Below are 19910 nucleotides of genomic sequence, written 5' to 3' on the forward strand. Positions count from 1 at the left end.
AATCTCAATGGCCACCGTAACCGAAACCGGCGTAACCAAGTTCCATCTTTCGCTCAACGTAAACGACCTGGGCCGCTCGATCGCGTTCTTGGAAGCGTTGCTGGGCGTTCCGCCTGCCAAGCGCCGAAGCGACTACGCCAAGTTCGAGATCGACGATCCGCCGCTGGTGCTCTCGCTGGAGCCGCACGGTTTTTCGGGCCGCGGCGCGCTGAACCATGTCGGCTTTCGCCTGCCCGACTCGGCGGCGCTGGTCGAGGCGCAGCGCCGGTTGGAGGCGGCCGGCATCGAGACGCAGCGCGAAGAAGGCGTCGAGTGCTGCTATGCCCGGCAAACGAAGTTCTGGGCCAACGATCCCGACGGCACGCTGTGGGAGGTATATGTCTTCGAAGGCGACATCGAGCACCGCGGCGCGGGTCAACGGTTGGAAGTGATCTCGCCGCCTGCGAATGCCGCCGAAGCTCCGCCCGCGCGCGTGACGATCGCCCACCGCCTGGGCCAGGAGTCGAGCGGCCGGCTTCGCACGGCCGACGGAGTCGCCTGCCCCGACGGCGCCGCCGATGAAGTGCTGCTGCAAGGGACGTTTAACGCCAAAATCGATGCCGATCAGCGCAGAGCCATTTTGCGGGACGCGCTGCGGACATTGCGGCCGGGCGGACAACTGCTCGTACACGTGTTGACGGGATCTTCACGCCTGCCCGAGGGAACGCGTTTGCAGTTGCCCGGTCCGGCGGCGGCGGTGGCACAGGTGCCGCTCGACCGCGAACTGGTGGCCGAAATCGAGGAGGCGGGTTTTGCCGGCCTGCATTACAGCAAGTTCGGTGCTTCAGCCTGCTTTCACTATCAGGGCGTTGAGATGCGCGAGACGAAGCTTTTGGCCTACAAGCCTCAGCCGTCGGGCACGAGCCGCTATCTGGCGATCTACAAGGGTCCGCATCGCGAAGTGCGCGACGATGTGGGCCGCGTTTTTCGCCGCGGCGAGCGTGTGGCCATCGACGAGGCCGGCCGCGACTTGCTGCAGAACGGTCCGGCCGCCGAGCAGTTTCTGATCGTCGAGGCCGCAGGCGATCAATAGCACTCAGGCCGCTTTGCCCAGCGACCGCACGGCGGCGTGCTTGCAGTCGCGCAGCAGAGTGCGTGCCTTCCAGAAATACGACGACTCCATCCGGCGCAATTGATCGGCCAACTGGGCCGCCACCGCCTCGGTTTCCTTGAGTCGAGCGTCGCGCTCAACCAGGAGATTGTTGGTCGCCGTCAATTGCGATTCCGTCTCGGTAATGCGCTGCTGCAATCGCGCGAGTGCGTTGTCGCGTTCAATTTGTGCCGCGCGAAGCTCGGCACATGCTTCTTGATGCGCAGCGACGGCCAGTTCGAGCTCGCGGCGCTCGTCGGCCTCATGCGCGCGGCGTTGTTTGACCTCGGTCCAAAACGGCCCGAGAAAAAAGCCGCCCAACTCGCGCACGCGCGGGTCGGGGTCGTCGAGCAACGCTTCATATTCCTCGGTCTTGAAGCCGTTGACCAGGCCCAGCGTGGCCCTGGTCCAGACGTCGGCGCGACTCGCGGCCATCCGCAACACCGGCAGCCCGAAAACACTGAGCACGCCGCTGCGCTGAAACGCACCGGCTACGTCGGCGTACTCGGGGCTGGCCAGCCGATCGAAGACCGCGCTCAACACGGTGAGCTGCTTCGCCGAACGCATGCCGTGACTGGAATAGCCTTGAGGCATGTCGGTCAACAGCGAGAGCATTTCGGGCACGTGGCACATTCCCTCGCGGAAGGCGACGACCAGGCTCAGGAACCAGTCGGAGTGCCATTCCAGGTCGGGCAAGAAGCCGCCCGCCGCCTCGAACGACGACCGCTTCAGAATCGACGCATGGCCGGGAATGCTGGAATGGCCGATCAGCTTTTCGAACTCGTCGGGTGCGAAGTAACGCGGAGCCGAACACCAGCCGCTGGCGTTCGGCCTGATCTCACCGGTGACGCCGTCGACCACGGAAAAATACGCGCTGCACACGCCCGCCCGCGGATGGGCTTCCAGCGTGCCGACCATCTTCTCGACAAAGCCCGGCAAGACATAATCGTCCGACGCCACGCAATAGACGTATTTGCCGCTGGCCCGTGCGAGGCCAATCTGGACGCTCTCATTGGTCCGGCGGTTCTGCGAGTTGGTGATCACCTTCACCATCGGATAGTCGCGGGCGTACGTCTCCAGAATTGCCGGCGTTTCGTCGGTCGAGGCGTCGTTGACGACGACGATCTCGGCGGGAACGACCGACTGCGTAACCAGCGCCTGTAGCGCACGCGGCAGGTACTGCGCGTGGTTGTAGGTCGGCATGATGACGGAAAGGTCCGCGATCGCGTTCATGAAAATAATCACCTTGCGCGCAGACTGGACCGCGTGATGCCAAATTCCGCCGGCCAAGATGTTAGTCGTCGCGGCGATTGAGGCAAGGCCAGTTTGGCCGCACAGATGCTTGAACTGCACGCAAACGGTGGCTGGGGCAGAACCGCGCGAGAGGACCGGTTCTGCGCCTAACGCTCCGTCGCGGCGATGCCCCGGTCGCACCACCACCGGGGCATCGCTGGCCGACGGCGCCGTGGCTGATTCCCGGCCCACACTCGGCCAGCTTCTGCCCCAGCCACCGTAAGGGACGTCCGTTACGGTGGGCCGGCGCTCGCAAGCTCGCTGGTCCCACCCTACATCCGCTCGCGATGCAAACCCGTTTCGCGGCGCCGATTGACGTTGACACGCATTCCGTCTGCGGCATAAAAGGTGTCAACCTTGCAGCAATCTTTGCGGCGCTGCGCCCTTATTTGCGATCGAAACGCCGGACGGATCCCACGTGCAGAAAGAACTCACTCGGCGGCTGTTCCGCTCGATGCTCCGCATCCGCCTGGTCGAAGAGGGCATTGCCGAGCTTTACGCCGAACAGCAGATGCGCTGCCCCGTGCATCTGTGCATCGGTCAGGAAGCCGTGGCGGCGGGCGTGTGCGATCTGCTGAGCGCGGACGACCGGGTGATGAGCACTCACCGCGCGCACGGCCATTATCTGGCTAAGGGAGGCAACCTGCCGGCCATGCTGGCCGAGATGTATGGCAAGGCCAGGGGGTGCTCCGGCGGCTTCGGCGGGTCGATGCACCTGATCGATCTGGCGGCCGGTTTTCTGGGCGCCGCACCCATCGTCGGCAGCACCATTCCGATTTGCGTGGGCGTGGCCTTCGGCTCGGTGCTGCGTGGCGAAGAGCGCGTGGTGGCGGCTTTCTTCGGCGAGGGCGCCACGGAGGAGGGCGCCTTTCACGAAGCCTTGAATTTCGCCGCCCTCAAGCGGCTGCCCGTGCTGTTTGTCTGCGAGAACAACCTCTATTCCGTCTATTCCCCACTGTCGGTGAGGCAGCCGGCGGGTCGGCCGGTCCATCGCCTTGCCGCGGCTCACGGCGTCGACAGCCGGCAAGGCGACGGCAACGACGTCGAGCAGGTGCGTGCCATGACGCAGGATGCGGTCGGTCAGATTCGATCGGGCGCCGGACCCGTCTTCCTCGAGTTTGCCACTTATCGCTGGCGGGAGCATTGCGGTCCGAACTTCGATAACGGCCTCGGCTATCGCACGGAAGAAGAGTTTGCCCGCTGGCGGGCGCTGTGCCCGATCGAGCGCCTGCGCCGACGCGGCATCGAGAATGGCTCGCTCTCGGAAGCGGACATCGAGCGGTGGTCGGACGAGATCCGGGCGGAGTTCGCCGCGGCGGTGGCTTACGCCAAAGCGAGTCCCTGGCCGGAGGCGGCCACGATGCTCGAAAAGGTTTATGCCTCCCCAAAGCCCGCCGATGCGAATCGGCGAGCGGCATAAAAAGCGGAAAGAAGGCGCCGACGGTGGGCCGGCGCTCGCAAGCTCGCCGGTCCCACCCTACGCATTACAATCCAAAATCCAAAATCGAAAATCCAAAATCTCCCCGATGACTCGCGAACTGAAATACTTCCAGGCCATCCAGGAAGCCACCGACCTGTGCATGGCGGCCGATCCGTCGGTGTACGTCATCGGCCTGGGCGCGACCGATCCCAAGGGCATCTTCGGCACCACGCTCGGCCTGGAGCAGAAGTACGGCGGCAACCGCGTGATGGATATGCCCTGCGCCGAAAACGGCATGACGGGCGTCGTGCTTGGCTCGGCCTTGGCGGGCATGCGGCCGATCATGGTCCACCAGCGGACCGATTTCGCCTTGCTGGCGATGGAACAGATCGTCAACCAGGCGGCCAAGTGGCATTCCATGTTCGGCGGCCGCACGTCGGCGCCGCTGGTCATCCGCTTGTTGGTAGGCCGGGGTTGGGGCCAAGGTCCGCAACACTCTCAAAGCCTGCACGCCTGGTTTGCCCACGTGCCGGGCCTGAAGGTCGTGCTCCCCAGCACGCCCCAAGACGCCAAGGGACTGCTGATCTCGGCGGTCGAAGACGACAACCCGGTGATCTTCATCGAGCACCGCTGGCTGCACAACATCCGCGGGCCGGTGGCCGAGGGAATGGTTCGCGTGCCGATCGGCGAGGCGCGCGTGCTCCGCCGCGGCGAAGACCTTACCATCGTGGCTCTCTCGCACATGGCACTCGAAGCGCACCGCGCCGCCCAGGTGCTGGCCCGAGAAGGCATTCAGGCCGAAGTGATCGATCCGCGCAGCATCCGGCCCTTCGACGAGCGGTGCATCCTCGAGTCGGTGCGGCGCACCGGCCGGTTGCTGGTGGCCGACACAAGCTGGCGGCACGCGGGCTTTGCGGCCGAGGTGGTGGCGCGGGTCGCCGAGGAACTGGGCGGCCGCTTGAAGTGTCCGCCGCGGCGGATTGCCTTGCCGGAATGTCCCACGCCGACCAGCCCGGCTCTGGCGGCCAAGTTTTATCCGACGTCGTCCGACATTGTGTCCGCGGCCTGCGAAATGGTGCAAGGCCGCAGTTGGCGCCCGGCCGCGCCGCTGGCGCACCATTGTCTGGATGTGCCCGACCCAAGCTTCACGGGGCCGTTTTAAGTCGTCTTTCGCTCCGCGAAAGAACGCCCTTTCGCGGAGCGAAAGACGACAATGTCTACCGCCTACTGATTCCTGGAGTCCCTTCTGATGCAAAGAATCGCCGTCCTCGGCAGCAATTCGTTTTCGGGCAGCGATTTCATCGACCTCTTGCTGGAATCGCCAGACCGGCAGGTGCTCGGCATCAGCCGGTCGCCGGAAAAGATCCGTTTGTTCTTGCCCTACCAACCCTGGAGCGACGGGCGGTTCAAGTTCCGCCAGCTCGACCTCAATCACGACACCGATGAAATTCTGGCCGAGTTGGATCGCTTCCAACCGGAGGGAATCGTCAACTTCGCGGCCCAAAGCGAAGTGGCGCCGAGCTGGCATCATCCCGAGCATTGGTTTCAGACGAACGTGGTGGCGTTGGCGAAATTGCTCAATCCGCTCAAAGAGCGGCGCTACCTGAAAAAGTACGTCCACATTTCGTCGCCCGAGGTCTATGGCACGTGCCAGGGCCGCGTGACGGAGGAGACGCCGGTCAATCCCAGCACGCCCTACGCCGCCTCGAAGGCGGCCGCCGATCTGTTTCTGTCCACGCTCTTCAAGAACTACCATTTCCCGCTGGTGACGATCCGGGCCACCAACGTCTACGGCGCCCATCAACAACTTTGGAAAATCATTCCCCGCTCGGTGATTTACTTGCTGACGAACCGCAAAATTTCGCTCGACGGCGGCGGGACGGCGGTGAAGTCGTATATTCACATCCGCGACGTATCGCGCGGCGAATTGTTGGCGCTGGAGCGGGGTCAGCCGGGCACGATGTATCACCTGTCGCCGGATCGGGGCTACGCAGTGCGCGACGTGGTCGAACGGATTTGCACACTGCTCGACCGCGACTTTGCCGCCTCGACAATCACGGTCGGCGAGCGGCTTGGCCAAGACGCCGCTTACGTGATCGATTCCACCCGTGCCCGGCAAGAGCTTGGCTGGCATCCACAGGTCGATCTTGATCAGGGGCTGCGGGACGTGGTGAGCTGGGTAAAACAGAACTTTCAGGAAATTTGCGGCGAGCCGCTGGAATACCGCCATGCGGCTTAGCGAGCGCGGGGGAAAAACTTTTGCTATTCAGGCTGGCGAACGACTTCGGTATTATTCCGCGATCGTTTCTATGTCGCACCCGCGGATTGCCCGCCATGAACCCGTCGCTCTACCAGCGCGCCTGGCACTACGTGTCGACGGGCTGCCGGCCCTTCATCAGACGTTCGCCGCCGCCCGCCTACGGCTACGCGTGGGCTTACTACCCCACCCTGTTGCGTCGGCTCAGTTCGATCTTGGGAGCAAAGACCGACGATCATTTCGGGCGCAGCGGTGTAAAGATTGGCACGCTACCGCCGGATGTCGCGAAACGGCTGCGCGAGGCGATTGACGCAGCGCCGCGCGTGCAGATTCAGCTCGATGACCACGACGAGGGTTACGTGTTTAATCCCGGCCTTGGGCCGTATGAAGCTGTGTTGAACCGCGACCATGTGTACGTTCAACTAGGCAGCAATCAGTCGGCCGCTCTGGTGGACGTGATGCGGGCGCTGCGGCGGCCGGTGGCGGCGGCGCTGGGCACTCCCTGGCATGTCGTCAACACTCGTTGCTGGAGGACGGCGGCGGGAGCAAGCGAAAGTGGGCCCAATGCCTGGCATACCGACGGATTTCCCCTTGCGTCTCCAAAGCTCATGGTATACATGACTGGGGCCGGACCTTCCCTGGGCACGACTGAGATAAAGACGCTGGACGGAAAAAAGATCGCCATCGAAGGACCGCCCGGCACCTGGGTGCTGTTTCGCAACGGCGATTTAGAGCATCGCGGCATCGGGCCGCGCACGGGCGAACGGATTATTCTTGAGTTGACGCTTTCGCCCGCGCTTCGATTCGACCCAGGGCCGGTCTTTGCGGGGCTCAACGCCAAGTTCCCGCGCCGTCCCTGGTATCGCAGTTCAAACCGGACCGGCCAACTCTTCAGTCGTGCGAAGGGACCGACGGCATGCGGCTGACCGATAGCGCCTCGGGCTTGGTCGAATGGGCGGTTGAACGCGCGCTGACCGACGACGGACTGCTGCGGCTGGCGAATCGCAGGCTGCTGCCGCGTGCGATCAACTTCGGCGGCGGGCCGGCATTCTCGGCGTTAGGATGGCACAACCTCGATGAAGCCGGACCGTGCGAAGCGGCATTTCGATTCTCGCCCGACTGTCGCGTTCCGTTGCCCGACGTGAGCGTGAGCACGGTCTATAGCTCGCACACGCTCGAACATCTCGACGCTCCGACGGTGGATCGAGTTCTTGCCGAGGCGTGGCGCATTCTCCGCTCAGCAGGACGCTTGGTCATTAAGCTGCCCGACTTCGACCGTACGCTGGAGTGTTGGCGAAATGGCGACGCGTCGTTTTTTCGCGATGAACTGTGGAACTTCAACGCCGTCACACCGACTTGGCCCACTCGCGGCATCGAAGATACACTCGAACGGCGAGCGTCGATGATTTTTTGCGGATTCTGGAACGACGAGTACGGTGATCATTTCAGCGGCCGGATCAACTCGCATCCTGGTGCCTACCACGGGCCAGCCGTGGTCGATGAAGAAGAGTTAGATACTCTCGTCGGCGATCGTACACCCGCGCAGATAAGCGCGTATCTGCGCGATTCCGTCCAGCAAAAGGAAACGAGTTTTAAGTTCAACCATCAGAACGCCTGGGGCCGTGCCGAGTTGAGATCGTTGCTCGATCGCTCAGGGTTCGATGTGGTTACGAGCGACAAGAATGTAGCGGCGGTCTGCTGCGCAGACATCCCGGACATCCGCTCGATGTTTGAGCAAAGCAGTTACACTGTGGCCGTTGCAAGAAAGTAGACTGGCAATTTCTATGCGAGGTTGCTGACCCGCGAATGACCAAGAAAGGTCCGGGCATGCTGAATAGCCCTATTCTCGACTCGTTAATGAGCACGCTACCGGCGATTCACGATCGGCATGCGCCCAGCGGCGGCTTGTACACGTTGCTCAAGCAGGTCGCGCGCCGAGAGATCGAAAGCCTGTTCAAGGCCGACCTGCCCGAGGCCGGCTTCGGCCCGTTCGGCCATTTAACGTTTCCTTACGAAGCGATGGGCGCGGTCGATTCGCTCAGCCTGTTCGATCTCGATGAGCTGATCTTGTTCAGCTTTTACTGGTGCCACCGGCACCGTTATCGGCGCGTGGCCGATATTGGGGCCAACATCGGCCTGCACTCGATCGTGCTCAGCCGCTGTGGATTCGAGGTGCGCTCGTTCGAGCCCGATCCGACCCATTTTCGACTGCTGAAACGCAATCTGGCTTTGAACGGCTGCCCGCGAGTGACGCCCGTCAACGCCGCCGTGTCGCGCAACACAGGGACGATGGAATTCGTCCGCGTGCTGGGCAATACGACCGGCAGCCACTTGGCAGGTGCGAAGCCGTCGCCCTACGGCGAATTGCAACGCTTCCCCGTCGACGTCGAAGCGATCGGGCCGATCATCGACTGGGCCGACCTGGTCAAACTCGACGTCGAGGGCCACGAAGCCGAAATCCTGCTGGCGACAAACGAGAGCCATTGGCGCAAGACCGACGCGGTCGTCGAAATCGGCAGCGCGGCCAACGCTCGTGCGGTCTTCGATCACCTGCGTACATGCGGCGTGCGGTTATTTACCCAGAAACAGAATTGGCAACCGGTCGACGATCTGTCGATGATGCCGACAAGCTACCGCGACGGCTCGCTGTTTATCACTTGCAAGAACGAGATGCCCTGGAGCGCGCCGGCGCTGGTCGCAGAACGCAATGCCTCGTAGCCCATACCGCGCCATGCCCGAACTGCCTCGGCGAATCATCATTTCGGCCTCCAGCGACATTGGTCATGCCCTGGCCGACGAGTGGCTCTCGGCGGGGTGTGAGGTCCATGGCACGTTTCGCACCGAGAGTGGGGCTGTCGATGAACTCAGGCGCCGGGGCGCCAGTTTAATTCACTGCGATGTTGCGGATTGCACGTCGGTCGCGCGCGCCTGTGGCGCGTTGCGAAAGCGGGGCCAATGGAACGTGCTTGTCCTGGCTGCCGGCGCGATCGAGCCGATCGGCCCTTTTGTGGACTGCGACTTTGCCCGGTGGTCGGAATCGATCCAGGTGAACTTCACCGGGCAGATGCAGGTGTTGCGCGAGCTGCTCCCTGCGCGGCGGCGCGGCGCCGCCCTCCCACCGCTGGCGCTTCTCTTTGCAGGCGGCGGTGCCAACGGCGCCACGCTGAATTATTCGGCGTACACGTTATCGAAGGTCGCTTTGGTCAAGGCGGTGGAACTGTTGGCGGCGGAAGTTACGGACTGCCGTTTTGCGATCGTCGGACCCGGTTGGGTGAATACGAAGATCCATCAAGCGACGCTCGATGCGGGACCGCGTGCGGGCGAGAACCTGCGACGCACGCAGGAGAAACTGGCCCGCGGCGACTGGGTGCCGTTGCGCCGCGTGGTCGATTGCTGCAATTGGCTCGTCGCCGCGCCCAGCGAAGTGATCAACGGTCGCAACTTCAGCACCGCCTTCGACGCTTGGGGCGATTCGCGCCTCGATGAGTTGCTGAAAGCCGACCACGATATGTATAAGCTGCGTCGCGCAGGAAATGAAAAAGGCGTCAGGCATCAGGCGTCAGGCGTCAGGAAGATCGCTCAATGAAACTTTCCGACTATGTCGCGGCGTTCTTGGCCGGCCAGGGAATCCGGCACGTGTTCGCCGTCTCCGGCGGCGCTTCGCTGCACCTGATTCACTCCATCGCCGAGACCGACGGCATCTCGTTCGTTTGCCCGATGCACGAACAGGCCGGCGCCATGGCGGCCGACGGCTACGCTCGCGTCACCGGCAACCTCGGCGCCGCAGTCGCCACCAGCGGACCTGGCGCCACCAACCTTCTCACGGGCGTGTGCTGCGCCTATTACGACTCGGTGCCGGTCGTGTTTATCACCGGCCAAGTGTCGACGTTTCGCGCCAAGGGCGACACCGGCGTGCGGCAGATCGGTTTTCAGGAAACGGACACCGTCGACATCTTTCGCCCAGTGACGAAGTGCGCCGTGCAGGTCGCTCGGCCCGAACGCATTCGCTACGAGCTGGAAAAAGCCTGCCACATCGCGAGATCCGGCCGGCCGGGTCCGGTGTTGATCGACATTCCCGACGACGTGCAGCGCGCCCAAGTCGATGTGGATCAGTTGGTCGGTTATACGCCGCCGCGGACCGTCCGCGATCGATCCGGCTTGAACGAAGCCGCAGTCCAGTGCAAGAAGTGGATTGCGGAATCGAAGCGGCCTGTGATGATTCTCGGCTGGGGCGTGCGCTTGGCCGGCGCCGCCGAAATTGCGCGCGACGTGTGCGAGCGGCTCGGCCTTCCCGTCGCGCCAACTTGGGCCATGGCCGATTTGTTGCCGGCAGACCACCCGTTGCGGATCGGCACGTTCGGCACACACGGCACCCGGCACGCGAACTTTGCCGTGCAAAACGCCGATCTCATCCTCTCCGTCGGTTCGCGCCTCGACACCAAGGCCACCGGCAGCCCGCCGGCAACCTTCGCGCGAGAGGCACGCAAGATTGTGGTCGATATCGACGCCAACGAGTTGAACAAATTTCCGCGCTACGGGCTGAATATCGACTTGCCGATTGCCGCCGATGCACGCCAGTTTTTCGAAGCATTGTCGGCCGCTGCCGACCGCGGCCCGCCGATCGCCGATTGGTTGCGACGAATTGCCGGTTGGAAGCGACGCTGGCCGGTCTGTCCCGACGCATGGCGGCAGGAAGCGGAGATAAACCCGTATGTCTTCGTGAAGGCGCTATCGCACGAGTGCCGCGAAGGCGAGACGATCTTTCTCGATACTGGCTGCACGCTGGCGTGGTGCATGCAGGCGTTCGATTTCAAAGCCGGCCAGCGGCTGTTCCACGACTGGAACAACACGGCCATGGGCTGGGCGCTGCCGGCGAGCATCGGCGCCAGTTTCGCACGAGACCGCCGCCCGGTGGTTTGTGTCACCGGCGATGGCAGCCTGCAAATGAACATCCAGGAAATGGCCACCGTGGCGCGGCACAAGCTGCCGATCAAGCTTTTCCTGCTCAACAATCACGGGCACAGCATGATTCAACAAACACAGGACCAGTGGCTCGGCTCGCGGTATCACGCTTCCAGCGTCGACGGCGGCCTGGCCGATCCCGACTATGTGGCGATCGCCGCGGCGTATGGCTTTCGCACGATGACGCTCAGCCGGAACAGGGATTTGGCCTCCGCCATCGCCAGCGCGATGAACGCCGACGGGCCGGTGCTCTGCCATATGGACGTTCGTGCGGAACATCGAGTGATTCCCCAGGTGAAGTTCGGCCGGCCGAACGAAGACCCCGAGCCGTTGCTGCCGCGCAGAGAGTTTTTGGAAAACATGATCATCGAGCCTGTGGAGGTATCGACGCGCAGTGCGGTTCCGGCGCCGCATATCGCACCGGCAAGAAAGCCTGTGGCGAACCAGGCCAATGTAGAAACAAGGTAGGGTGGGCCGGCGCTCGCAAGCTCGCTGGTCCCACCTTACGACAACGACCAACCGAAACCGAATGAATCTCAAAGAAGTGCGACCATCTGCCCGGCCGGCCCTCGGCCGAGAAATCAACCTCCTCGACCGATATCCCCGCAGCAAGCGGCCGATCGACGAGCGGGCCGCCCTGGTCACCGACGAGCACCGCCGCGTCGCGCGACAATTCGGCAAAGACTTTTTCGATGGCGATCGGCTGTTTGGCTACGGCGGCTATCATTATCATCCGCGCTTCTGGCAAGAGACGGTCCGCCGCATTCGCGATTACTACGCCTTGCCGGACGACGCGGCCATTCTCGACGTCGGCTGCGGCAAAGGTTTTATGTTGCACGACTTCCAGGAGCTGATGCCGCGGGCCACGCTGGCGGGCATCGACATCTCGCAATATGCGCACGACCAGGCCCTGCCGAGCGTCAAGCCGCTGCTCGCGGTCGGCTGCGCCACCGAGTTGCCCTACGCCGACCGCTCGTTCGATCTGGTGATCTCGATCAACACCGTCCATAATCTGCCGCTCGACGGCTGCAAACAAGCGCTGCGCGAGATCGAGCGCGTCAGCCGCGGGCAGAGTTTCGTCACGGTCGACGCCTGGCGCACCGACGCTGAACGCGAGCGGCTGTTGAAGTGGATCCTCACCGCGCTCACCTACATGCACGTCGACGATTGGAAGCGACGGTTCGCCGAAGTCGGCTATTCGGGCGACTATTACTGGTTCATCCCGGAGTAAACCATGCGCACCGAAGCCGCGCTCCTTGTCGAGCTGAACCAGCCCCTGCGGCACGGCATGCACTGTCGTCAGTTGCGTTTGCCCTAGCCGCACCTGCTCACGCGGCACTTCCGCTCTTGAATCGAGCGAAATAACCTTGTTGGCCGAGGCGGCTCACCGCGATCTTCATATTTTCCAGAGAGACCTCGGTCAGAACGATCAAACCGGGCTCCGCGAGAAAAGGCATTCCCTGCTTTGCTTCTTCCTCAAGGTCTTGCCGCAACCGTACGGCGTCGTAGAAGACGACGGGATGGCGTGAACCGTCATCGAGTTCGACGACGACCCCGCCCAGGTAGCCGGCCCCAATCGCATTAAACGCGTCTCGGTTATCGAAGCCGTATTCGAAAACGAGCTTGACTGCGCCAGCGTCCACGACGGTCTGCAATTCGGATGTCTTCATGAGATTACTCCAGTTCAACTTGATCGAGGGCCGCCTGGTACTCCGACGGGGTAAGCGACTGCCGCGGTACAATTTCGAAGTGCGTTAAACGCTGTCCTCGCTGGACGATTGTCAACATCGGTGGAATGCTCTTGATGCGCCTGACTTCCCCGAATCTCGCGAGGGCCGCCTGATCGGTTTCCACAGAGACGCCATGAGTGTTTTTGAGGTAGCCGCTCGCCCGATCCACCTTGTATTCATTCGGCTTCGCATCCAGGTCGTGCCCACCCCGATAGACGTTGATTGTCTGTGGGTCAATCTCCTCTCCCGGCCGCCCTTCGTATGGGTCGTTCATGGCAAATGTTTTTCACAACGGATTTGTCACGGGCCGATCGTCTTGCAGCGTTGCTTGGGTCGCTTAATGCAGTATACTTTTTCCGCGGGACTTTGTCTCGGTGTTCGCTTCCGCTCTTCCGCTCTTGCCCGTGGCACTCACTTGCCTTAGGCTAGGCGACCAGTTTCGCGATCCACGACGGAAGTTTTCCGAGCGAAGCGCCCCGCCATGAAAAGGCGGTTGGGATCACGGGCGACGATTACTGGTTCATCCCGGAGTCAACCATGCGCACCGAAGCCGCTCTGCTTGTCGAGCTGAACCAGCCCCTGCGGCACGCCGCCCTGACCCTGCCGGAACTCAGGCCGGGGCAAATGCTGGTGGAAGTGGCCTATAGCGGCGTCTGCCACAGCCAGTTGCACGAAGTTCGCGGCCGTCGCGGTCCCGACCGCTTCCTGCCCCATACGCTGGGCCACGAAGGTTCGGGCACCGTGCTGGCCGTGGCCGACGGCGTAAGCAAGGTCCGGCCCGGCGATCGTGTCGTGCTCACCTGGATCAAGGGACGCGGCGCCGACGTCCCATCGACGGTGTACTACGACGGCCCGACGGCGGTCAATTCCGGCGCTCTGAGCACGTTCATGCGGCACAGCGTGACCTGCGAAAACCGCGTCGTGCCGATCGCCGACAACGTCCCCTTGCGCGAGGCGGCGTTGCTCGGCTGCGCGGTGCCCACCGGCGCCGGCATGGTACACAAGGCGGCCAAGATCAGCCGCGGCAGCAGCGTGGCCGTGTTTGGCGTCGGCGGCATCGGCCTTTGCGCCGTGATGGCCGCCCGAATGCTCGACGCCAGTCCGCTGATCGCCATCGACGTGGTCGAGGCGAAACTGGCTGAGGCGGTGCGGCTGGGCGCGACGCATACCGTACACGCGCTCCGGCGCGAACCCCGCGCTGCCCTACTTGAGTTGACGGGCGGAAAGGGCGTCGATTACGCCATCGAATCGGCCGGCCGCCGCGAAACGATGGAGGCGGCGTTTCGATCGGTAAAAAATCAGGGCGGCCTGTGCGTATTGGCTGGCAACCTCCCGCACGGCGAGCAAATCTCCATCGACCCCTTCGATTTGATCCGCGGCAAGCGGATTGTGGGAACCTGGGGCGGGGAGACCCAGCCCGACGAAGACATCCCGCAGTTCGCCCAGTGGTATGTGGAAGGCCGCTTGCCGTTGGCCGAGCTGATTACGCACGAGTATCCACTGGAAGAGATCAATGCGGCCCTGTCGGACATGGAGCAAGGGCGAGTGAGCCGGGCACTGATCAAGATGGCGGCATGAGCCGTCCGTCAACAGCAAGGTGATGGCTGGGTAAGGTTCCAGCCAAAGCGTTTCGATCTCGCATGGCGGGCAAGTCTTACAAGCGATCGCTCTCGACTCATGGAAAAGTTCGCGCGGATTGTTGTCGGCTACCATGGATGCAAGCGGACCCTCGCCAATGACCTGCTGACGGAAAAGCTGCCGATCGGCCAGTGGAACAGGAGCGAGAACGCGTACGACTGGCTCGGCGAAGGGATTTACTTTTGGGAGCACTCTCCGACGCGGGCACTTCGCTGGGCGACCGAACGGTTCCGCAAGCGCGCGGCCGTCGTTGGAGCCGTCATTCAATTGGGCACCTGCTTCGACTTGCTCGATGAGAGAATCACCGCGCTGCTCGCGGACACGTACCCAGAATTCGCGCAGTCTTATGCGGTCGCCGGCAAAACGCTGCCTGCCAACAGAGGCAAGGGCAATAAGCTGCGGGAGTTGGACTGTGCGGTAATTAACGACTGCGTGCGTCGCATGGGACTGCGGCACATGCCCTTCGATACGGTACGTGGGGCCTTTCTCGAAGGGCCGCCCGCGTTTCCAGGCACCACGATTTCAGCCCAGACGCACATCCAGATTGCCGTGCGGAACGTCGATTGCATTCTGGGCGTCTTTCGCCCAAACTTAAACTTATAGAGGAGGGATGTCATGAACCAACCCACGATTGAAGAGATGCGGGCCGCCCTGGAGGCCACAAAGCTGCCTCCGAAAGAGCACTTTGCGCGAATGGTGGCGGACGGCCTGATTAACTCGGAAGGGCAGTTGACCAAACTATTCGGCGGCGAAGCCGAGCCGGAATCATGGGCCAAGCGCCCAGCCGCTGTGACGTCTGCCAATGTCAATGGCCGCGGCGACCGCGCCTAGCCTGGGTCTTGGGCGGCCATAGATGCCGCCGGCTTGCCCGGAGACGCGGTAACGGTCGTGGGCTACACGCCGCGGTCGATCACTTTCCGGCGGCCTTCGCTTCGACCGGCGGCGCGTCGATTATATCATGATATCGTAATGCCCTTGAGCCAGACCGCGAAAAGTGCTACATCCTGCCCGATTTCGCGGCATTCCCACCCTCGCACGCCCCGGACCTCCCTCAACATGGGCCATCGCAAGATCGTCCCCCTTGAAGAACTGGCGACGGCCCTGGCCGCCGAACGCACGGCCGGGCGGAGGATCGTCCATTGCCACGGGGTTTTCGACCTGCTGCACGTCGGCCACCTGCGGCACTTTCAGCAGGCCAAGAAGCTGGGCGACCTTCTCGTCGTGACGCTCACGCCCGACGAGTTTGTCAACAAAGGGGTGGGACGCCCGGCCTTCGGCCAAGGGCTGCGGGCCGAGTTCATCGCGGCGCTGGAGCCGGTCGATTACGTGGCGATCAATCTCTGGCCGACGGCCGTCGAAACCATCCGCCTGCTCGGACCGCACGTGTTCGCCAAGGGGAGCGAGTTTCGCAACCTGGACGACACGATCGGGCACGTCTCGAAAGAAAGCGAAGCCATTCAGGCCATCGGCGGCGAAATGGCCTTCACCGACGACCTGACGTTCAGCTCGTCGGCGCTGATCAACCAGTATATGTCGCAGTTTCCCGACCAGGTGCGGCAGTATCTCCACGACTTCGCCCGACGCTATACCGCCGACGAAGTGCTTCGACCGCTGCGCGAGGCCGAGGCGCTCAACGTGTTGGTGATCGGCGAAACGATCCTCGACGAATACATCTATTGCGAGGCGATGGGCAAGTCGGGCAAAGAGCCGGTGCTGGCCACGCGGCTGCTCGACGCCCAGCGCTATGCCGGCGGCGTGCTGGCGTGTGCCAACCACCTGGCCGGCTTTTGCGGCAGCGTCGATATGCTGACGTTTCTGGGCGAAGGGGGCGACGAAGAACTGTTTGTCCGCGGCTCCTTGAAGCCGAACGTCGCGCCGCTCGTCGTCTACAAAGACGATTCGCCCACCATCGTCAAAACGCGCTACGTCGAAAAGTACCTCGGCCAAAAGCTGTTCGAGGCCTATTCGATGAACGACACGCCGCTCTCGGACGGGGCCGATGCCCAACTGTGCGATCTGCTCGCGTCGCGGTTGCACGGTTACGACCTCGTCGTGGTGGCGGACTACGGCCACGGACTGCTCACGCCGCGGGCGATCGAGCTGCTGTCGCGCCAGGCGCCGCGGTTGTGCGTGAATACGCAGTCGAACGCGGGCAACCACGGCTTCAACATGATCTCGAAGTATCCGCGGGCCGACTATGTATGCCTGGCGCAGCGCGAGTTTGCCCTGGAGACCCGCAACCAGCGGTTGTCTCCGCAGGCCATGCTCCGACACGTCGCCGACCGGCTCGCTTGCCGCCGCGTGATGATGACGCAGGGAAAGTACGGCGCTTTGTTCTTCACGGCGCCGGACACCTTCGACCAGGTGCCGGCCTTCGCCACGCAGGTGGTCGATCGCGTCGGCGCCGGCGATGCGGTGCTCTCGCTCACTTCGCTGTGCGTCGCCGCCGAGGCGCCGGCCGAGATCGTGGCCTTCATCGGCAATGTGGTCGGGGCCGAAGCCGTGACCATCATGGGCAACCAGCGGGCCATCGAGCGGACCGGCCTGTTTCGTCATATCGAGTGCCTCTTGAAAACGCACGACGCCTCGCTCGCGCCTTCCTTGAAACTGGTGGCGTAACGAGCGTCGGGAAAGGATTTCGATGCCAGTGCAATGGTCTGTGCTCGTCACCGGCGGCGCGGGATACGTCGGCTCGGTGCTGGTTCCGAAACTGCTGGCCGCGGGACACAAGGTCCGCGTTCTCGACGCCTACTATTTCGGCGAGCAGTCGCTGGCGGGCGTCCGCGGACACGTCCACTTGAGGGAAATCAAGGGCGACTTGCGCGACCAGGCGACGGTCGAGGCGGCGCTGGTCGGCTGCGACGCCGTGATTCACCTGGCCTGCATCTCGAACGACCCCAGCTTCGAGCTCGACCCAGACTTGGGCCGCTCGATCAACTACGACGCCTTTCTGCCGCTGGTGCGGTTGGCCAAGCGTCGCGGCGTGCGGCGGTTCATCTACGCCTCGTCTTCCAGCGTCTACGGCATCAAGCAAGAAGACGACGTCACCGAAGACCTGCCGCTGGAACCGTTGACCGACTACTCGAAGTACAAGGCCCTTTGCGAAGACGTGTTGTCGGCCGAGCGCCGGCAGGGCTTCGCCGCGCTGATCATCCGTCCCGCGACCGTCTGCGGCTATTCACCGCGCCTGCGACTCGACTTGTCGGTGAACATCCTCACGAACCTGGCGTATCACAAGCGCGAAATCACCGTCTTCGGCGGATCGCAACGGCGGCCGAATCTGCACATCGACGACATGACCGATCTTTACGTGGCGGCCCTCCAATGGCCCGACGAGAAAATCGACGGTCGAATCTACAACGCCGGCTGGCAGAACCTTTCCATCCGCCAGATCGCCGAGCTGGTCAAGGGCGAAGTCGGCGAGGACGTGCGGATCGTCTTCTCGCCCACCGACGACCTGCGGTCGTATCACATTTCGTCCAAAAGAATCGAGCGCGAGCTGGGCTGGACGCCGCGACGCACGGTCGGCGACGCCGTGCGCGGCCTATTGGCCGCTTTTCAGGCGGGGAAAGCTCCCGAATCGCTGACCGACCGCCGATACTTCAACATCAAAACAATGCAAGCGATTCTGGCCGATCGGCGCCGTGCCGCGTAATCAGAACCATAAAGAAACTTCTCGGTGACAAGAGGTTCGACAGATGAACAAAAGCGTCGTCATCCACGAGAACGAGTTGAAGGGTGTATTAGAGCTACTCGGCCGTTTGGAAGCCGCCAAGATCCACTTCACACTGGCCCGCAATCAAGAAGACGCGATCACGGTCGAGGTCGCCGTTCCCGGACAACGTTGGGAGATTGATTGTTATTCGAATGGCATGCTGCAAGTCGAGATCTTCAAGAGCGACGGCTCCATTCGCGACGCGTCCGCGATCGACGAACTCTTTCAGGACTTTTCCGACTGAGTGTGCCTGCTACTATCTCCGTTCCAGCATTTCCGCCAGGTGCAGCACCTCAAGCGGCGTTTGCAGGCGGCGGAGGCGGCCGCCGATGTTCATCAGGCAGCCGGCGTCGGTCGAGACGAGGCAATCGGCCCCTGTTTCCAAAACGCACTTCAGCTTGTCGTCGACCATCGCGGTGGAGATGTCGGGATAGCGCACCGAAAATGAGCCGCCGAAGCCGCAGCACTGGTCGGCATGCCGCAACGGCATGACCTCCGCGCCTTCCACATGGCGCAGCAACCGCTCGGCTTCGTCGCTGAGTGCCAGGCCGCGCAGATGGCAGGCAAAGTGATAGGCGATCTTGCCGCGATAACGGGCGCCGACGTCGACGGCGCCCAGGCGATTGACGAGAAAGTCGCTCAACTCGAAGGTGCGGGCGGCAAGCTCGCGGGCACGCTCGTGCCAATCGGCCTCCGCCGCAAGCAGGTGCGGATACTCCACCTTGACCATCGCCGCGCACGAGCCCGATGGAACCACCACCGTGCGTTCGCCGGCAAATGCCGCGATGGTGTGTTTCGCCTGCCGCCGGGCGTAGTCGGCAAAGCCGCTGTTGTAAAACGGTTGGCCGCAGCAGGTCTGTTGTGCGGGAAAGTCGATCTCGTGCCCCAGCCGGCGCAGCAGGCCGACGGTGGCCTTGGCCGCCTGCGGCCGCAGCACGTCGCCCAGGCAGGTGACCATCAACGATAGTTGCATGCCATGGAAGGGTTCAGGGTTCAGGGTTCAGTCAGGGATGAGGGATGAGGGATAGCGAGCGGGATGCGTCAGCTTCCCGGTGGTCTTTTCTGACTACCGACTATTGTTTCCTTTGTTTCCTGAACCCTGAACCCTGAACCCTATCCCGTCGGCTGCGGAGGCGGTCCTTCGGGCCGTTGGCGATGCCGCTGGTAGGCCGAGTTCAAGGTGTCGAGCAGGCCGGGAATCTGCTGCGCCGACATGAACACCCGACACGAGACCGCCGAACGCGGGTAGAACGTGGTGATGAAATCGAACCAGAACTCCGACGGCGTATGCCCGATCATCACCGCGTTGGAATAGACGCCGCTGAGCACCTCGTCGGGCAGCTTGAGCTGGTCGTAGAGGTCGGAGATGCTGGCACGCGGCTGGTTGGGCGGCGGCGCCGGCAAGGCGGGCGGCGGGCCGAAACGCTGCTCGTATTTGCGCACGTTGTCGCGCAGCGCTGCGATATATTGCGAGAACACCACGTGCGGCAGCACCACCCGCGCGGCCACCTGGTGCGGCGAGCCGAGCCGCACCAGAAAGTCGATCACGAACTCGTGCGCGCCGTCGAACACCACCGCGCCGGTCGAGAACACGCCGCGGCCCACGTTGCCGGGCACGCGCGCGCTGACCGACGAATGCTGCACCTGTTCGTTGACGGCGCCGGGCGGCTTGGGGGGATTCGGTTCGTCGGGAGCGTGTTCGTCGGACGTGCTCATGCTAAGGATACGGCTGAAAGGTTGAAGCGAGCGCAAGGTTACCGCTGCGC

At 63.0% G+C, this 19910-nt stretch carries 21 protein-coding genes; 16 read left to right on the forward strand and 5 right to left on the reverse strand.

Going from position 1 to position 19910, the window contains the following annotated elements:
* Nucleotides 1–7: 7 nt before the first annotated feature.
* Nucleotides 8–1072 carry an ArsI/CadI family heavy metal resistance metalloenzyme gene (locus VNH11_01745; protein HVA45083.1) on the forward strand — a complete coding sequence of 355 codons (1065 nt, stop codon included), beginning with the start codon at nucleotides 8–10 and terminating at the stop codon, nucleotides 1070–1072.
* Nucleotides 1073–1075: 3 nt separating this feature from the next.
* Here VNH11_01745 and VNH11_01750 read toward each other — a convergent pair whose 3' ends face one another.
* Nucleotides 1076–2362, reverse strand: a complete 1287-nt coding sequence (locus tag VNH11_01750) for a glycosyltransferase (GenBank protein HVA45084.1) — start codon at nucleotides 2360–2362, stop codon at nucleotides 1076–1078.
* Between the two features lie 478 nt (nucleotides 2363–2840).
* Between VNH11_01750 and VNH11_01755 the strand changes: the two genes are divergently transcribed.
* From VNH11_01755 to VNH11_01795, 9 genes are all read left to right on the forward strand, one after another.
* Nucleotides 2841–3842 carry a thiamine pyrophosphate-dependent dehydrogenase E1 component subunit alpha gene (locus VNH11_01755; GenBank protein ID HVA45085.1) on the forward strand — a complete coding sequence of 334 codons (1002 nt, stop codon included), beginning with the start codon at nucleotides 2841–2843 and terminating at the stop codon, nucleotides 3840–3842.
* A gap of 106 nt (nucleotides 3843–3948) precedes the next feature.
* A complete protein-coding gene (locus VNH11_01760; GenBank protein ID HVA45086.1) occupies nucleotides 3949–5004 on the forward strand; it encodes a transketolase C-terminal domain-containing protein in 1056 nt (351 codons plus the stop codon).
* Between the two features lie 87 nt (nucleotides 5005–5091).
* A complete protein-coding gene (locus VNH11_01765; GenBank protein HVA45087.1) occupies nucleotides 5092–6081 on the forward strand; it encodes a GDP-mannose 4,6-dehydratase in 990 nt (329 codons plus the stop codon).
* A 95-nt stretch (nucleotides 6082–6176) separates the two neighbouring features.
* Nucleotides 6177–7025: a hypothetical protein gene (locus VNH11_01770; protein ID HVA45088.1), complete on the forward strand. Its 849-nt coding sequence runs from the start codon at nucleotides 6177–6179 to the stop codon at nucleotides 7023–7025.
* Nucleotides 7016–7870, forward strand: a complete 855-nt coding sequence (locus tag VNH11_01775; GenBank protein HVA45089.1) for a methyltransferase domain-containing protein — start codon at nucleotides 7016–7018, stop codon at nucleotides 7868–7870. Before VNH11_01770 ends, VNH11_01775 begins: the two co-directional genes overlap by 10 nt.
* 35 nt (nucleotides 7871–7905) lie before the next feature.
* A complete protein-coding gene (locus VNH11_01780) occupies nucleotides 7906–8817 on the forward strand; it encodes an FkbM family methyltransferase (GenBank protein ID HVA45090.1) in 912 nt (303 codons plus the stop codon).
* Between the two features lie 13 nt (nucleotides 8818–8830).
* Nucleotides 8831–9685, forward strand: coding sequence for an SDR family oxidoreductase (locus VNH11_01785; GenBank protein HVA45091.1), 855 nt, complete (start codon nucleotides 8831–8833; stop codon nucleotides 9683–9685).
* Nucleotides 9682–11529, forward strand: a complete 1848-nt coding sequence (locus VNH11_01790) for a thiamine pyrophosphate-binding protein (protein ID HVA45092.1) — start codon at nucleotides 9682–9684, stop codon at nucleotides 11527–11529. The genes VNH11_01785 and VNH11_01790 overlap by 4 nt, the downstream gene beginning before the upstream one ends.
* Before the next feature lie 61 nt (nucleotides 11530–11590).
* Nucleotides 11591–12292, forward strand: coding sequence for a class I SAM-dependent methyltransferase (locus VNH11_01795; protein ID HVA45093.1), 702 nt, complete (start codon nucleotides 11591–11593; stop codon nucleotides 12290–12292).
* Between the two features lie 97 nt (nucleotides 12293–12389).
* On the opposite strand, the gene VNH11_01800 is transcribed toward VNH11_01795, so the two are convergent.
* Both VNH11_01800 and VNH11_01805 read right to left on the reverse strand, forming a co-directional pair.
* Complete coding sequence (locus VNH11_01800) at nucleotides 12390–12731, reverse strand: hypothetical protein (protein HVA45094.1); 342 nt, start codon at nucleotides 12729–12731, stop codon at nucleotides 12390–12392.
* A 4-nt stretch (nucleotides 12732–12735) separates the two neighbouring features.
* Nucleotides 12736–13065 carry a hypothetical protein gene (locus tag VNH11_01805; GenBank protein HVA45095.1) on the reverse strand — a complete coding sequence of 110 codons (330 nt, stop codon included), beginning with the start codon at nucleotides 13063–13065 and terminating at the stop codon, nucleotides 12736–12738.
* 263 nt (nucleotides 13066–13328) lie between these two features.
* Here VNH11_01805 and VNH11_01810 point away from each other — a divergent pair, with 263 nt between their 5' ends.
* The 6 genes from VNH11_01810 to VNH11_01835 all read left to right on the forward strand — a co-directional run bounded on the left by VNH11_01810 (nucleotide 13329) and on the right by VNH11_01835 (nucleotide 18388).
* A complete protein-coding gene (locus VNH11_01810; GenBank protein ID HVA45096.1) occupies nucleotides 13329–14369 on the forward strand; it encodes a zinc-binding dehydrogenase in 1041 nt (346 codons plus the stop codon).
* Nucleotides 14370–14468: 99 nt separating this feature from the next.
* Nucleotides 14469–15032 carry a hypothetical protein gene (locus tag VNH11_01815; GenBank protein ID HVA45097.1) on the forward strand — a complete coding sequence of 188 codons (564 nt, stop codon included), beginning with the start codon at nucleotides 14469–14471 and terminating at the stop codon, nucleotides 15030–15032.
* Nucleotides 15033–15044: 12 nt separating this feature from the next.
* The gene (locus VNH11_01820) at nucleotides 15045–15260 is read left to right on the forward strand and encodes a hypothetical protein (GenBank protein HVA45098.1); all 216 of its coding nucleotides are present in this window, start codon (nucleotides 15045–15047) and stop codon (nucleotides 15258–15260) included.
* 225 nt (nucleotides 15261–15485) lie between these two features.
* The gene (locus VNH11_01825; protein ID HVA45099.1) at nucleotides 15486–17048 is read left to right on the forward strand and encodes a PfkB family carbohydrate kinase; all 1563 of its coding nucleotides are present in this window, start codon (nucleotides 15486–15488) and stop codon (nucleotides 17046–17048) included.
* 22 nt (nucleotides 17049–17070) lie between these two features.
* A complete protein-coding gene (locus tag VNH11_01830; GenBank protein ID HVA45100.1) occupies nucleotides 17071–18084 on the forward strand; it encodes an NAD-dependent epimerase/dehydratase family protein in 1014 nt (337 codons plus the stop codon).
* Between the two features lie 43 nt (nucleotides 18085–18127).
* A complete protein-coding gene (locus VNH11_01835) occupies nucleotides 18128–18388 on the forward strand; it encodes a hypothetical protein (GenBank protein HVA45101.1) in 261 nt (86 codons plus the stop codon).
* A gap of 12 nt (nucleotides 18389–18400) precedes the next feature.
* On the opposite strand, the gene VNH11_01840 is transcribed toward VNH11_01835, so the two are convergent.
* Nucleotides 18401–19117: a (Fe-S)-binding protein gene (locus tag VNH11_01840; protein ID HVA45102.1), complete on the reverse strand. Its 717-nt coding sequence runs from the start codon at nucleotides 19115–19117 to the stop codon at nucleotides 18401–18403.
* A 140-nt stretch (nucleotides 19118–19257) separates the two neighbouring features.
* On the reverse strand, nucleotides 19258–19860 hold the full coding sequence (locus VNH11_01845) for a DUF3467 domain-containing protein (protein ID HVA45103.1): 603 nt from the start codon (nucleotides 19858–19860) through the stop codon (nucleotides 19258–19260).
* Between the last annotated feature and the right edge of the window lie 50 nt (nucleotides 19861–19910).

It is taken from the genome of Pirellulales bacterium, from assembly GCA_035533075.1.
Classification (GTDB): Bacteria; Planctomycetota; Planctomycetia; order Pirellulales; family JAICIG01; genus DASSFG01.